Source organism: Burkholderia sp. CpTa8-5 (assembly GCF_017815045.1).
In the GTDB taxonomy this organism is placed as follows: Bacteria; Pseudomonadota; Gammaproteobacteria; order Burkholderiales; family Burkholderiaceae; genus Burkholderia; species Burkholderia sola.
In genome coordinates this window covers 251292-265401 of the sequence record NZ_JAGIQD010000008.1, presented here as the reverse complement: position 1 = coordinate 265401, position 14110 = coordinate 251292, and the positions used below count along the sequence as shown (strand labels likewise).

The window sequence follows — 14110 nt, the reverse complement described above, 5'->3', positions numbered from 1 at the left end:
GCACCGCGATGCCTCGCGCTGGATGACGGAAAGGAGTGTGACGCGCCGACCGAACCGGCGCTGTCCGGAAAGGCAGCGCCATTTCCGATTTGCACGGCATCGATACCATGCACATGTGCCGCCGTCTCCGCGGGCTTGCGGACCGGCGGCTAGATGTTATGCGCTCGCGCTACGGACGGTGCGAACCTGAAGAACGGCAACCAGCGTAATCGCGGCTGACACACAGCCATACCAGCCGGCCGCGGAATGCAGGCCCGTCCACGCATCAACCGAAGCAACCACGAACGGGGCTGTACCGCCAAACAGTGCGACACCGGTGGCATACACGACCGACATCGCGACGGCGCGGCCTCGCATCGGGAACATTTCGAGGATAACGACAATGCTCGGTGCACCAGCGATGGCAGACAAACCGGCGAATAGCGCGACCACGCAGCGTAATACGAGGGGTTGCGGATGGGTCGCCGCGTAATGGAATGCCGGTAGTACGGTCAGCATGGTAAGGGCGCGAGACAGGCCGATGGTTCTCAATCGCCCGGTTCGATCCGCGAGCCAGCCGCCAGCCAGCGACAGACTCAGCGTGACCGCGCCGACAGCCACCGTCGTCACAAAAGCGGCGTATGCAGTCGGTGGTGGACCGGCTACGCCGACCGTGGTCGCGTAGGTCGCAACATAGGTCGGTACAGTGCCGCCGAAGATCAATGCAATCGCGATGAGCCACTGCTGCCTATACCCGACCAACGTAGTACGCACAGCGCGCCCGTCGCGCGGTACCCGCCAAGTCTCGTCGATCTGGCGGCGCAAATAGAGTTGAACGGGAATGAGCATACCCGCTAGCGCGAATGGTATGCGCCAGCCCCAATGCTGAATTTGCGTGATCGTAAGAAGGTTGAATATTGCAATACCGCAACTACCAGCTGCGACCAATGCAAGTCCCTGGCCCGCCATCAGCCATCCTGCGTAGACGCCTTTGCGCTCGGGTGGACAGCGCTCGATCAGCAACGCTCCCGACGATCCCATTTCCCCACCGATCGCAAAGCCCTGCAGGATCCGGCAGATGAGTACGGCGATCGGAGCACCAATGCCCAGGGTCGCATAGCCGGGCGTTAACGCAACCCCAACCGAACCTGCGGTGACGAGTGCCGCGGTGAGTAGTAACGCTGGCTTGCGTCCGGCGGTGTCTGCATGGAGGCCGATCACCAGTGCGCCGATCGGGCGGGAGAGGAACCCGGCCGCGAACGTGCCAAGCGACAACATTCGGCCATAGGCAGCCGATGCGTGCGGGAAGAACGCATCGGCAATGAATGCGGCGAAGACCGCGTAACAGAAGTAGTCGAAAAACTCGACAGCGTTGGCAAGCACAACCGTGGCCAAGGTGCCCGCCGTAAGGCTGTGTGCAAACGCTTTGTCGGCATCGTTCCGAGATCGTCTCATGCGGCCTGGCCACCTTCGGGCGCAGATGCACGCGGATTACTGGTACCGAAGGCCCCTGGACAGCGCGGGACTGTGAAGCAGAAAGTCGTGCCTTGTTTACTGGTTTGCCCGATCCATATCGTACCGCCGTGAGCCTCCACGATTGACTTCGAGATCGGAAGACCCATCCCCATTCCGTCGCTCTTCGTGCTGGAAAGCGGTTGAAATATCGAGTCCGGCTGGGCCGCTGCGATGCCACTGCCCGAATCGGAGACTTCGAACAGTGTCTGCATATTGTCGTAGCGGCGCACGCGCACCGCCAGTTCGGGCTCGCGATCGGCGAGATTGGCTGCCGAGATCGCATGGATACCGTTTATCAACAGGTTGGTCAGCACTTGTTGAAGTTGAATACGATCGGCATACGCGCGTATTCCCGGCTCGATATCCGTTGCGACGGCGATTGAATGCGCATTCGCCTCCGATGCAACCAACAGCATCGCGGATTGCACGATTTCCGCGCAATCGACGTCGGTCGCCTCGACCGGCGCACCGACGAGAAACCCGCGCAGACGCTGGCAGATGGCCGCAATGTCGTCCGTCCAACGTGCCGCGTATCGGAATGCGGCCAATGCTTCATCGATATCTGGCTCGGGCCGGTCCATCCAGCGAGCGGCTGCGTCCAGCGCGGTCCGGACCGCGCCGAGCGGCTGACCGATTTCGTGAGTAATCGATGCAACGAGCTGCCCGACCATCGACACTCTTGCGGTTCGGGCCATTTGCGCGCGCAACGCCTGCAGGCGCTCGCTGTTTTCCTTGTGCTCGGTCACGTCGAATGCATAGAAATGCAGACGACGATACTGCGCCGGGTCGGCCGGCAGCGAACACCGCCACACGATAGGCACTTTCCTGCCGGTGAGGGTCGATAGCAGGCGTTCGCCCTGGCAAAACCCCCGCCCGTCGAACATCGCGCGCAGTACCTGCGAGTTGCTGATGCGATTCGCCGGAAGCAGCTTGCGCGATTGTTCGAAAAACAGCTCCTTCGATTCAGCTTCGAAAAGTGCGAGCGCGGCGCCGTTTGCGTCAATGAACGCGTGCAGCTCGCGCAGCTCGTCGATGACTTGCGGATGGGCGTCGATGTAGGCTTCCAGATCCGTCACGCCACGTGCCTTGAGCGAGTCTACCCACGCTTTGATACCGGACCAGTCTTCTATAAGAATCGGTATGGGCGCGTCGCGAAACAGCGAATCCGCTTCGACGCGCGCTTGCGCCTCAGGGCTCGACGACGGGTCCGAAGCATTCCGTGTCGACCGGCTCGGCGACTTTCCGTTTGATCCGTTCATGGGGCGAGTTCGAATACGTGTGAAGCGAGGTCGAGCACCGCTGGGTGTCGCGGACGAAGGCGTCGCGGGAAAGGTGCGGCGATTATACAAAACCATAATTTCCTGGGAACCGGTGGCTGCGAATCGTTACGTGGGCGCGGCATTCGGGCATGTCGCCACGGTGCGAACCGACCGACCGCGCGTCTCTAGTCTTCTTCGCTCAAGTGCGTTGTGGCTGCTCTGGCTCAATAAACGTGCGAATTGAAAAAGAGCGGATCGGTGGCAACTGCATATTGGTGCGGGCATCGGGCTGTGCCGGTGCGTCACATCAACTGAACGGAGCCAAATATGTCGGAAGTATTGAAAGTTGCGCTTGTCACCGGAGCGTCTGGTGGCATCGGCAAGGCGGTCGCATTGCGCCTCGCGGCCGACGGATTTGCGATCGTGGGCCACTACGCCGGAAATGCCGCCGAGATGGACACGCTCATCTCGGAGATCACCAGCCGAGGCGGTCAGGCAATCGCGGTCAAGGGCGATATCAGCGCGGTGGACGACGTCGCCGCACTCTATGAACATACGCTGAATGCGTTCGGACGGCTCGATGTGGTCGTCCATTGCGCGGGCATCATGCCGCTTGCGCCTATTGGCCCGGACGGTCTGGACGTATTCGACAGGACGATTCGGGTCAATCTGCGCGGCAGCTACCTGGTCATGGCGCATGCCGTGTCGCACCTGGGCGCCGGCGGCCGTATCGTCTTCTGTTCCAGTAGTGTCGTCGCGAAGTCTTTCCCCAACTACGGCGCGTACATCGCGTCGAAGGCGGGCGGCGACGGACTGGTGAGAGTGCTGGCGAACGAGATGCGCGGACGAGGGATTACGGTCAACGCGGTCGCACCTGGGCCGGTCGCGACCGAGTTGTTCCTGAAAGGAAAGACGGACGAGCAGATCGAGCGGCTCGCGCACCTTGCACCGCTCGAGCGGCTCGGCGAGCCGGACGATATTGCCCGGGCGGTCGCGTTTCTCGTCGGCGAGGACGGCCAGTGGATCAACGGTCAGATTCTTTACGCCAACGGCGGTTTTGCTTGATGTACCGGACGCCTTCGGCGAGCGGTCGCGAAGGCGTCTTCCCTCTTCTCCCCGTGCATGTCAGCCTGCGCAAGCGGGGTGTTCCGGGCGAGGGGCGAGTCCCGCCACACCTGGGACAGTGCGGCATCTTGGCGCCTGAAGAGTGTCGATCATGTGCGCCACCACGAAATCGACGAACGTTCGGATTTTCGCGTCGACGTGGCGACGCGATGCGTAAAGCACGTACACGGGAGTGCGCTCCAGTCGCTGTTCGGGGAACAGCCACACGAGCGAGCCTTGGCGAATGTCGTCGATCACGCAGTGCAGCGGCAGCGCGGCGACGCCGGCACCCGCAAGAACGGCGAAGCGCGTGGCATCTACATCGTCGATGACGATGGGTCCCTCGTGGTTCGTCGATGCAAGCTTGACGATGTTGAGTCTCGCTTGGTGTTTGGACGTCGAAACGCGCGTCGGCACGGGCGTCAGCGCATGCGCGACCACCTGGTCGAACGTATCGATTCGGCATGTCCGGAGATACCTCGGTTCCGCGACCAGCACATGCTCGATCTGGCCGATTATCCGGCTCACGTTCCCGGAATCGGGCAGTGAAGCCGTGGGTACGATTGACACATCGACGCGGTCTTTAATGAGATGTGCGGTGCCGGGTATGAATGTCACATGAACCTTGACGCTCGGGTGCTGACGTTGATATTCGACGAGACATTGCGTGACGCGTCGGAGTCCGAGCTCGGGCGAGCAATGGACGTGTAATGTGCCGTGCGGCCGTGAATAGGCACCGACGGCCTCCGCTTCCGCGTCGTCGAGATCGACGAGAACCTGCTTGCATCTGGCGTAATAGCGCTGCCCGGACTCCGTCAATGACAGGCTGCGTGTGGTGCGATTCAGCAGCCGCGTATGCAGCCGGTTCTCGAGCATCGAGACCGCACGCGACACGCATGCCTTGCTGTACTCCATCTGAACGGCAGCCGCGCTGAAACTGCCTGTTTCCACCACGCGCGAGAAGATTCGCATGCTCAGTAGCGTGTCCATTCATACCTCGCCTTCTGGGGGAGTGTCGACTGACCGACAGCAGGGTCCGGGATGGACGATCACGCGCACCAGGCTGCTGTCTCGCGATAAAAACATAGCGGGATGCTCGCTCGCGCGCCATCGTACGTTTGGATGTGCGGATACCCGATGGGAACTCCAGTCTCATCCCCCTGTATAGCAGCACCGTTGATTTCAGTTTTGTCATCCGGATGTTCGAATGGCGTCAAGCCCGATCGTCACAATGGGCTCACTGGACAACGACTGCGTCGGCTGACGTGTTTGCCGCGCGTCAACGATACGCACCCCCCTGCTTATGCGAGGTATTAGCGATGCATAACCCAATATCGACGAGCGCATGGCCAAGACCAAAAACCATCGAATCGTGCAGTGATGGTGGGAAAGGACCGACCGATTTCGCATACCTGTTAATACCTTCGTATAGTCGGGGCCAGCGGTTCCTGGCAGGAGCACGTATCGGCGATGACGTTGCCGCGTCCGCCGCAAGTCTTTCTTCAGGCGCGATTGATCGTTCTCGCTGAGGTTCGGGGCGTGAGGGCGATCATTCGTCCCCATGCCGACAAGGCGTGGTGCGGGATGCGAGCCTTGATTCGTGAATTAAACCTCGATATGACCGACCTCACCCATCGATAAGTTCGAGCAACCCTTTGTACGGCTGGTGCGACGTTGTTCGTTTCGATACCTTGTATTCACCGCGCAGGTCGTGCGCAACGTTTCATGTTTCCGTCAGGTAGCTAACCATGATTCTTTTGTCATCGAGTCCTTCCAGGACCGTCGCCGATTTCAACGCGCTTGCCGGCGCGCGCGTGTCGAGCCCTATCGCTGCCGAAACGACTTGGCGCGAGCCTGGGGCCGGTCGCGATATGGACATCGCGCTTTCGCGCTGGACGCGCAATGGCACCGAGACGCTCGAGGTAGCGAACGATTGCAGCGAGAATTGGCACTGCATCGGCATCAACCTCAAATGTACGGTGCTGACTTTCACCCACGCGGGGCGCACTCTCGTCCAGGGACGGTTGACGGCGGGCGCTGCGCAAGTCACGGCGCCGGGCGTCGCGTGCCGCGCGGTGTTTGACGCACCGAGTGACGTGCTGCATTTGTTCGCGTCGCAAGCAGTACTGGCCGAATGCTATGCCGACCTGTTCAATCGCGCTCCTTCGGCCGACATCGTTATCGATGACCCGCGTCTCATCCGGGATCCTGCACTTGAGCGACTCGGTCAGGCACTGGCCGTGTCTCACACGCAGGACGCGGCGTTGGGGAAGGTTTTCGCCGACAGCGTCAGCCTTGCAATCGTGTCGCGTATCGTGGCCAGCCACTTCGCGACGAACAGGAGCGAGGTGCGCGGTGCGGCTGCGCTGCCGTCGTGGCGCATGCGGCGCGTGGTCGAGTTCGTCGAAGCGCACCTCGCCGACTCGATCGGGCTCGCCGACATGGCACAAAGTGTCGGGCTGACGCGGATGCACTTTGCCGCCCAATTTCGTCGAGCCACCGGATTGCGGCCGCACGAGTATCTGATGCGGCGGCGCATCGAACGCGCACAGCAGCTACTGCTCGAATCACGGCATGGCTTGCTCGATATCGCGCTGGGTTGCGGCTTCCGTTCGCAAGCCCATTTCACGACGGTGTTCAAACGCTTCGTTGGAGAGACTCCTTTTTGCTGGAGGGCGAAGGCAAATGTCGATCGATGAACGGGTACCGGTTTTCCTTGCCATTAGCGCGGGATTTCTTCGTGATAGTTATCAGTTCAGTGGCCGCGACGCCGTCTTTCACGTCTCGCATGCCTTGCCCGGTTGTATGTGCGCCGGGGCGTGCTCGTCGAATGACGCCCGCGAGATGGACGAGCACGCTCGCCGATGTGATGAGCCAGGTGACCTGGGATAGTCGAGGCGGCGGCGCCGCTTGTGGCACACGCTTGTCGAAACCGTGAAACCTATGACGTAACGAGGACGATAATGAACTTCTCGACCGACGCGATGGTGATGGATCCATGGCAGCAGACGCTGAGCCTGCTTTCCCAATTGTGCCGCAACGATGTGCGACCGCTGGCGCGTGCGATTGGGCCGTTGCATGCCTGCGGGACGGCGCATCAGGCGCGTCCGCGAACGGCAGGTGCTGGGCGCCGGGCCGTTTCCGTGAGTTTCGTCGATCGTGTTAGCTCGACAGCGGTGACGATCGCATGGCGCGATTCGACGCACTGCTCGTATGGCGACCAGACCTGGCATGTGACCCGCGCTCGCACAGGCGGGATGTGCGCACTCAGTGGGCGGCCTGTCCGGATTGGCGATGCCGTCTATCAGCCCCGCGGCCGTCCGAGGCCGCTCAATGCCGGTGCGATGATTCTGGAGTCGGTGCTGCGCGAAGCGGAAGCTGATCACTGAAGGCAGCGGCGATGCGGCAAGCGGCGGGCTTCGCTCGAACGGAAAATCCGCTTGCCCGCCCTATCGGCTCGCCATCTTCTGGAACGGTCGATTCGTTGAATGGACCGAGTGGGATTTTCAAGCGTCTTTGAACGCGAAATGCCTGACATCCGCGCGCTAGTCTGCGCCCACTGCCATCGCAGTGTTCAGCGTGCCGCTCGCCACCAGGTCGAACAATGCCTGGCTGCTGGGCGACAGCGATCGCCCTTTCGCCCAGACCATGTGTAGCGGTCGCACGATCCGCATGTCCTCGACTTCGATAATGGCCAGTTCTCCGCGTTGCAGCTCATTCGTGATGCTGAGCGTCGAGATGTAGGCTAGCGCGTGCTGAGACAGCAGCATCCGCTTGATCGCTTCGGTATGGCTCACCGACATCAGCGGCTCGATCTCGAGCCCGGCGCGACGATACGATTCTTCAATGATCGCGCGCGTTCCGGACCCAGGCTCGCGCATGATAACGGTCCGGTCGACCAGATCTCGTGAACGTACTTTCGTACCAGCAAGTGGGTGACCCGCCGCTGCGACGACGGCGATTTCGTCGGAGCCGATGCGTCGAGCATGGAGAATGGAATCGTCGAAAGGCCCCTCGATGAAGCCAATCGTGAAGCTCAAGTCGTGCAAACCCGCTTCCACGCGCTCGGTGTTCGTGACGGTAAGATCGATGGCGACACGTGGGTGGCGTGCATTGAACTGTGCAATTGCTTCCGGCACGAAAAAAACGCCGAGTGTGGCGCTCGCGCCGATCTTCATGTGGCCCGAGCCGAGGCCCGTGAGCTCCGCGAGTTCTTTTTCGGCGGTATCCGAGAGTGCAAAGATGCGGCTTGCATACTCATAGAGCAGCTTGCCGCCCTCCGTCAGTGCCACGCCACGCGGTAGCCGATCGAACAGCACGATGCCGAGACGATCCTCGAGCTCGCGGACCTCCCGGGTGACGGCCGGCTGGCTGACGTGTAAACACTCCGCGCCGGCACTGATGCTGCCGGCGCGTGCGACTTCATAGAAGGCGAGAAGATGGGTGAAGTTCATGGGGTGCGGGAGAGGCGACGGCTGCTGCGCACTACGCATACCCGGCTGAACTGCCGAGCGGGCGGGCTCGGCTGAACAGTGTGCGGTGCATCAGCGTTCAACTGCCGAAATAGGGATTGCAGAAGCTTGCCGGGCCGACGCACGACGCGGAAGCATGCGTGACGGCGTGAGCGTGCTTGCCGCTTGCCGAGGTACCGTCCGTCGGTGCGCTGCCATAGCCGCTCGCCGTCTGCTGCTCGGCAGCGACCTTTGCTTCGGCTGCTTGAATGTCCGCCGGATACTGCGGATCGTTTCCGGTCGCCGGATTATAGCCAGCGCGCTCGACGCGGACCAGATCGGCGCGCACCTGCGCGCGCGTGAGCGGCGTATTGCTTTGCGCAAAGCTGAGCGCGGGAGCGGTGAGAGTACCGAGAACGAGGGCGACGCATGCAAGCGTTTTCATGATAAAGCTCCTTGAGTTGAGTGGAATGCGACACATCTTTCACTGTCGATCGATCCGTAGTTGTCCAACAGCGTTTGCCTTTACCGGATATCGGCGGCGTCGCGATGGATTGCGAGTCGATGAAACAAGGATATCGGCGCGCCTCGCTCACGAAAAATGCATTGTTTCGATGCGTGCCATACACCCCGGTTATGGCTTTCAACTCGCCTGGTTGTCGACGCCGGACGGGCCTGCCTGCGGCTTGCGGCCGTCGATGGCGTTCAGGTAATGCGCCAGCGCGTCGATCTGGTCCGGCGAAATGGGTGCGCCGAACGCATTGCGCATCTTCGTGATCTCGACCTTCCATTCGTCGGTGGTGAGTGGCGGTTGCCGTAGCACCATGCCCGTGGAGTGGCACATCACGCAATTCGCGTTGGCTATGTCCGCACCGAGACCGGGCGGGAACGTCGAATGGCCGGGCGGTAACGTTACGGTGAGTGCGCTCAGGTGCACCGGCGGCGCGATGGCGTCCTGGCGTGCCGCTTGCGCCGCAATGGACTCGGGCAGGTAGTGCCGGCCCACCAGGCCGAGCAGCGCACCAACGCCAATGGGAACCGTCAGCATCACCGCCATGCGCTTCAGTCTTGCGTTCATGTTGTCGCTCCTTGTCAAGCCACGTCGAGCTGAATCGATTCGATGACGTTGCGCATGAAACCTGCGCCGTTCCAGTTCGGTGTGGCCGGCTGGGCTTGCCCCGTCGAGTCGATGGCGCGCACCATCAGCGTTTGCGGGCCGCGCTGTGCGAAGCGCAGGTTTGTCTGCCACTGGCGGAAGCTGTATTTGCCGTAGTCGTGGCCCAGGTGCGTATCGACCCAGTTTCGACCACCATCCGTCGACAACTGCACGCGCGCCAATGCGTTGATGCCGCCGAACGCAATGCCGCGCACGAGCGCGGGTTGCCCAGCGGCCACTTTGTCGCCCGTCTTGAGGTTGGTGAAGAACGAGCGCGGCAACATCCGGTTGATGGGAATCTGCGGCACGTCGGTCTCACCGGGCCGCACGTTGGCGAAGTGATTGGCCGGCACCTTGTATGCCTTGGCGGTCCAGAAGTTGTCGTCCGGTGTGTCCAGCACTTCGATGTCGGTCACCATCTTTACCCAGTACGTCGCATACCAGCCCGGGACGACGAGCCGTAGCGGATATCCGTTGAGCAGCGGCAGCGGTTCTCCGTTCATCGCGTAGGCGAGCATGACCTCGCCGTCGCGTGCATGGTCGATTTCCACGGACTTGAGGAATTTGGGCGTTTGCGGAATCACGCCCGAATCGAGCCCGTTGAATCGAACGCAAACGGCATTGGCGCGCACGCCCGCATGGTCGAGCACGTCCTTCAGACGAACGCCCTTCCATAGCGCATTGCCCATCGCGCCGTTGCCCCACTGGCCGCCAGGCACACGCGGGCTGAAGAAGCCGCGCGAGTTGCCCGAGCATTGATTGACGGCAGCGATTTCGTAGCGTGGGAACCTGCGCATCAGGTCGTCGAGCGAAAGACTCAATGTGCGCTTGACCGCGCCGTGAACAGCGACGCGGTACGTGGCCGGATCGATGGAATTCGGAATGTTGGCAAGGTGCCAGCGTACGTAGAAGCGGTCGTTCGGCGTGAACACACCCTGGTCGAAGACGTCGAATGGTGTTTCGAGCAACGGTGGACGCGTGCGCTGCAGGATCACATTGGATTTTTGCGGCAGGTCGGAGGTGAGCGGCCGGCTGCCGTTCTCGAACGGCAGCTCGATGGTGCTGCTCTGCATGCCGCGTGCGAGGGTGGGCACCATGAATGCCGCCGCACCCAGCGCGCCGAGACTGCCCAGCAGGCGGCGCCGGTGCAGCGAGACCGGATCGTAATCGTGTTGGCTCATGAGATGCTCCAGGTCTGTTCGGTGGACAAAGCGCGCGCGGGGCGCGACGTGCCGGTGCGGTGCGCTCGCATATCCGCGCGGATCGCGAGCCGGCCGGCGTTGAGCGTGACGGACATCGAGCTCGCGACCATCAGCGCGGCAGCGGTGGCGGGCGATACGTAGCCGAAAACGGCAGCGGGAATCGCGAGCGCGTTGTAGATGACCGCGGCGGCGAGGTTCTGGTGCACGACGCGTGCGGTGCGGCGTGCGAGCTGCAACGCAAGGTCGAGCTTTTCGACTCCCGCATCGACGAGCACGATGGATGCGGCGGCCATCGACGCGGGCGACGCGCTGCCGACGGCGATGCCGATATCGGCCGCGGCAAGGGCCGGCGCATCGTTGAGGCCGTCGCCCACGAATGCGACCGCGCCGCGACCCGCGGCCTGTGCGTGAACGATGTGTGCCGCCTTACTCTCGGGAGACTGCGCCGCGAGAACGGACTCATCGCCCAAGCCCACGGCTTGCGCGACGGCGCACCCGACGGTCAACCGGTCGCCGGTCAGCATGGTCACCGTTGCGCCGTGCGCGCGCAGCGACGCCACGGCGTCCCCGGCGCCCTCGCGCGGGCGATCCGCGAAGCCGAGCACGCCGCGCCAGCGACCGTCGCGGGCGACATGGACGGCAGTGTTCATATCGTCGGTTTCGGGTACCTGTACGCCGTGACTGCGCAGGAATGCGGCGGTGCCGGCGAGAATGCATTCGCCGTCCGCGCCTTCCCATGCCACACCGGCACCGGGCACCGCGCGCGATGTGCCGCGCGGGGCGTCCACGGCATCGGCGAGCCTGTCGGCCGCGACGCGCATGCGAATGGCCGCCGCAATCGGGTGCTCGCTGCCGCGTTCGGCACGCGCCGCTTCCTCGACGAGTTCGGCTTCGCGGACGCCGCTTGCGGCGCGTGCGCTGACAAGTCGTGGTTTGCCCTCGGTCAGCGTGCCGGTTTTGTCGAGGAAGAACGTGCAGAGTTTGCCGGCCTTCTCGATGGCCTCGACGTCGCGAAAGAGAATGCCTTCGCGTGCCGCGCGTCCGACACCGGCGCTCAGCGCGAGCGGCACGGCCATACCGAGCGCGCATGGGCAGGTAACGACGAGCACTGCGACGGCACGCTCCAGCGCATCCGCCCATCCCATGTCCAGCAGACCGCCGCCGACGAACACCAGCAGCGCGACCATCGCGATGGCCGGGACGAGGCGGCGCGTGAAGCGCTCGGCGATGGCTTGCGATGCCGTCTTGCGGGCGAGCATCGCGCGCACGCTTGCCGCGATCGCATCCACGCGGCGCTCGCCCCAGCCGTATTTCACGCACACCAGCAGCTCGCCGTCGGCATTGAGGGCGCCGGCCTCGACGAAGCTGCCGCGCTCCACGCCGACGAGCTCGCTTTCGCCCGTCAGCAGCGAACGATCGAGCGACGACCGGCCGTCCGCGACGATACCGTCGAGCGGCAGACGCTCGCCCGGCAGGACGCGAATGATGCTGCCGGGCGCGACGCGCTTGGCGAGCACGACCGTCTGCGCGCCGTCGCTCGCGAGCACGCGCGCGATTTGCGCGGGTAAAGCGAGCAGCGTTCGAACGGCGTCCGACATGCGGCTGCGCACGCGCAGTTCGAGCCAGCGGCCAGCCAGCAGGAATGTGACGATCATTGCCGCCGAATCGAAATAGACCGTCGAATCGCCGTGCGCGACGCGCCACACGGAAAGCAGGAATGACGCGCTCGTACCCATTGCGACGAGGCAGTCCATCCCGGGCACGCGCGCACGCAATGTTCGCCACGCGGCCTTGAAGAACGGCTGCGCGCAATAACCGACGACAGGCAGTGCGGCGATGCCGGCGAGCACGGCAAGCCCATGGCGGACGGCCTCCGGCACCGTGGCTGCCGTCGTGAAGTAAAGCGTCGTCTGCGCCGTCATCACCCACATCGAGCAGAAGGCGGCGATGACGAGCCGGAGCGTCAGGTCGGCGAGTATCGCGGCTGTATGCGCGCGCCGATCCGGCGCCTCGTTGTCGGGCGTGCATTCGTAGCCGAGTTTCGCCGCAGCAGCGAGCAGATGATCGAGCGAGGTCCGGCGCGGATCCCACTCGACGGTCGCGGATTCCGACGCGAAGCTCACGCGCGCGTCGAGTGCACCGGGCTGGCGCTGCAGCACCCGTTCGAGCGCGTTCGCACAGCTCGTGCACCACATGCCGCGCACGTCGAGCGTCGCGCTGTCGGGCGCGCTGGGTGTCGTCACAACGGTTTCGCTCATGGGCGCTTCAGTTCGTCTTCGCCGGCCCACGGCGCCGTGCGGTTGCCGATCGCCGCGCGTTCGGCTTTCACGACGTCGGCCGTCAACGCGGGCGAGTGGTTACCGAAGCTCGACCGAGCGTGCGAGGCGACGGCGGCAATCTCGGCGTCGCTCAGAGTCGTACCGAACGCCGGCATCGACCCGTTAAACGTGCCGCCAGCCACCGTGATCTTGCCGGTGACGCCCAACAGGAGGATGCGCGCCACGAGCTTCGGATCGCCGTTGACCCACTCCGAGCCGGCGAGCGGCGGGAAGACGCCCGGCAGCCCCGCGCCCGTAGCCTGATGACACGACGCGCAGCGACTCGCGAAGAGCAGCGCGCCGTTGGCTGCCGCCGGCGCCGCGGCAACGGCGTCGGCGCTGCCCGGCGCGGCTTGGGAATTCGCGGCCGAGCCCGAGCCGAGGGCGGGATTGAGGAGGAAGTAGCTCACGCCCCAGACCGCCAGCGCGGCGGCCACGAGGCCGAGCAGCCAGGGCACCGGGTTGCTGCGCTCGATCGGTTCGGTATGTTCGCGTGCGCGGACGGCACGCGCGTTGTCTTGTTCGCTCATTTCATTGCTCCCGACGGATCGGCCGGCGCCGGATAGGTGTGGTTGAGGGCCGTGAGATAGGCGACGAGATCGAGCGCATCCTGCGATGCGACGACCTGTTTGCCGTCGGCCGGTGCGAACTTCGGTGGCAACTGCACGACGGCATCGCCCGGCTTCGCGTGGTCGACCACCTTGAACAGGAACGGATAGGCGGGCATCACGCTGCCTGGTGTCACCGCGCGAGGCTGATAGAGATGCGCGAGGTGCCAAGCATCGCTCGGCTGCCGGGCGCCGATGTTGAACAGGTCGGGCCCCGTGCGCGATACGCCGAGCAGATGCGGATAGTCGTAAACATAGTCCGCGGGTACGGACGGGCGCCCCCATCCGCGCAGTTGGTCCGGGCCGAGCGAGGGAGCGCGCGGCTGCTGTGAATGGCAGTAGACGCAGCCCATGTTCACGTAGGTCGCACGCCCGCGCAGTTGCGCGACGGTATAGGGCTTCAGAGGCTCGGGCGGCGCTTCGTCGCGCAATTGCCGATACGGCAGCGCGACGAGGACGAGCGTCGCCATCGCGAGCATGATCAGCGAGCCGATGACGATAGTCAGGACGCGGTTCAT

The 14110-nt window shown here is 63.6% G+C and carries 13 protein-coding genes; 3 read left to right on the top strand and 10 right to left on the bottom strand.

Annotated elements, in window-relative coordinates:
* Nucleotides 1-156 precede the first annotated feature (156 nt).
* Together J8I35_RS15570 and J8I35_RS15565 are read right to left on the bottom strand one after the other, a co-directional pair.
* Complete coding sequence (locus tag J8I35_RS15570; RefSeq protein ID WP_209926056.1) at nt 157-1434, bottom strand: MFS transporter; 1278 nt, start codon at nt 1432-1434, stop codon at nt 157-159.
* The gene (locus J8I35_RS15565) at nt 1431-2753 is read right to left on the bottom strand and encodes a HAMP domain-containing sensor histidine kinase (protein WP_209926054.1); all 1323 of its coding nucleotides are present in this window, start codon (nt 2751-2753) and stop codon (nt 1431-1433) included. The genes J8I35_RS15570 and J8I35_RS15565 overlap by 4 nt, the downstream gene beginning before the upstream one ends.
* Before the next feature lie 327 nt (nt 2754-3080).
* Between J8I35_RS15565 and J8I35_RS15560 the strand changes: the two genes are divergently transcribed.
* On the top strand, nt 3081-3818 hold the full coding sequence (locus J8I35_RS15560; RefSeq protein ID WP_209926052.1) for an SDR family oxidoreductase: 738 nt from the start codon (nt 3081-3083) through the stop codon (nt 3816-3818).
* 60 nt (nt 3819-3878) lie between these two features.
* Here J8I35_RS15560 and J8I35_RS15555 read toward each other — a convergent pair whose 3' ends face one another.
* On the bottom strand, nt 3879-4847 hold the full coding sequence (locus tag J8I35_RS15555) for a LysR family transcriptional regulator (RefSeq protein ID WP_124846599.1): 969 nt from the start codon (nt 4845-4847) through the stop codon (nt 3879-3881).
* Nucleotides 4848-5605: 758 nt separating this feature from the next.
* Between J8I35_RS15555 and J8I35_RS15550 the strand changes: the two genes are divergently transcribed.
* Both J8I35_RS15550 and J8I35_RS15545 read left to right on the top strand, forming a co-directional pair.
* Entirely contained in the window at nt 5606-6556 is a 951-nt protein-coding gene (locus J8I35_RS15550) for an AraC family transcriptional regulator (RefSeq protein WP_209926044.1), read from the top strand.
* Between the two features lie 264 nt (nt 6557-6820).
* Nucleotides 6821-7246 (top strand): DUF3331 domain-containing protein, encoded by a 426-nt coding sequence (locus tag J8I35_RS15545; RefSeq protein WP_209926042.1) that lies wholly within the window; start codon nt 6821-6823, stop codon nt 7244-7246.
* A 156-nt stretch (nt 7247-7402) separates the two neighbouring features.
* On the opposite strand, the gene J8I35_RS15540 is transcribed toward J8I35_RS15545, so the two are convergent.
* The 7 genes from J8I35_RS15540 to J8I35_RS15505 form a co-directional block, all read right to left on the bottom strand.
* A complete protein-coding gene (locus tag J8I35_RS15540; protein ID WP_209926041.1) occupies nt 7403-8311 on the bottom strand; it encodes a LysR family transcriptional regulator in 909 nt (302 codons plus the stop codon).
* 97 nt (nt 8312-8408) lie between these two features.
* Nucleotides 8409-8753 carry a DUF4148 domain-containing protein gene (locus J8I35_RS15535; protein ID WP_209926039.1) on the bottom strand — a complete coding sequence of 115 codons (345 nt, stop codon included), beginning with the start codon at nt 8751-8753 and terminating at the stop codon, nt 8409-8411.
* A 198-nt stretch (nt 8754-8951) separates the two neighbouring features.
* Nucleotides 8952-9386 carry a cytochrome c gene (locus J8I35_RS15525; RefSeq protein WP_209926037.1) on the bottom strand — a complete coding sequence of 145 codons (435 nt, stop codon included), beginning with the start codon at nt 9384-9386 and terminating at the stop codon, nt 8952-8954.
* A gap of 14 nt (nt 9387-9400) precedes the next feature.
* On the bottom strand, nt 9401-10645 hold the full coding sequence (locus J8I35_RS15520; protein WP_209926035.1) for a molybdopterin-dependent oxidoreductase: 1245 nt from the start codon (nt 10643-10645) through the stop codon (nt 9401-9403).
* Nucleotides 10642-12924 carry a cation-translocating P-type ATPase gene (locus J8I35_RS15515; protein ID WP_209926033.1) on the bottom strand — a complete coding sequence of 761 codons (2283 nt, stop codon included), beginning with the start codon at nt 12922-12924 and terminating at the stop codon, nt 10642-10644. The genes J8I35_RS15520 and J8I35_RS15515 overlap by 4 nt, the downstream gene beginning before the upstream one ends.
* The gene (locus J8I35_RS15510) at nt 12921-13514 is read right to left on the bottom strand and encodes a cytochrome c (protein WP_209926031.1); all 594 of its coding nucleotides are present in this window, start codon (nt 13512-13514) and stop codon (nt 12921-12923) included. Before J8I35_RS15510 ends, J8I35_RS15515 begins: the two co-directional genes overlap by 4 nt.
* Entirely contained in the window at nt 13511-14110 is a 600-nt protein-coding gene (locus J8I35_RS15505; protein WP_209926029.1) for a cbb3-type cytochrome c oxidase subunit II, read from the bottom strand. Before J8I35_RS15505 ends, J8I35_RS15510 begins: the two co-directional genes overlap by 4 nt.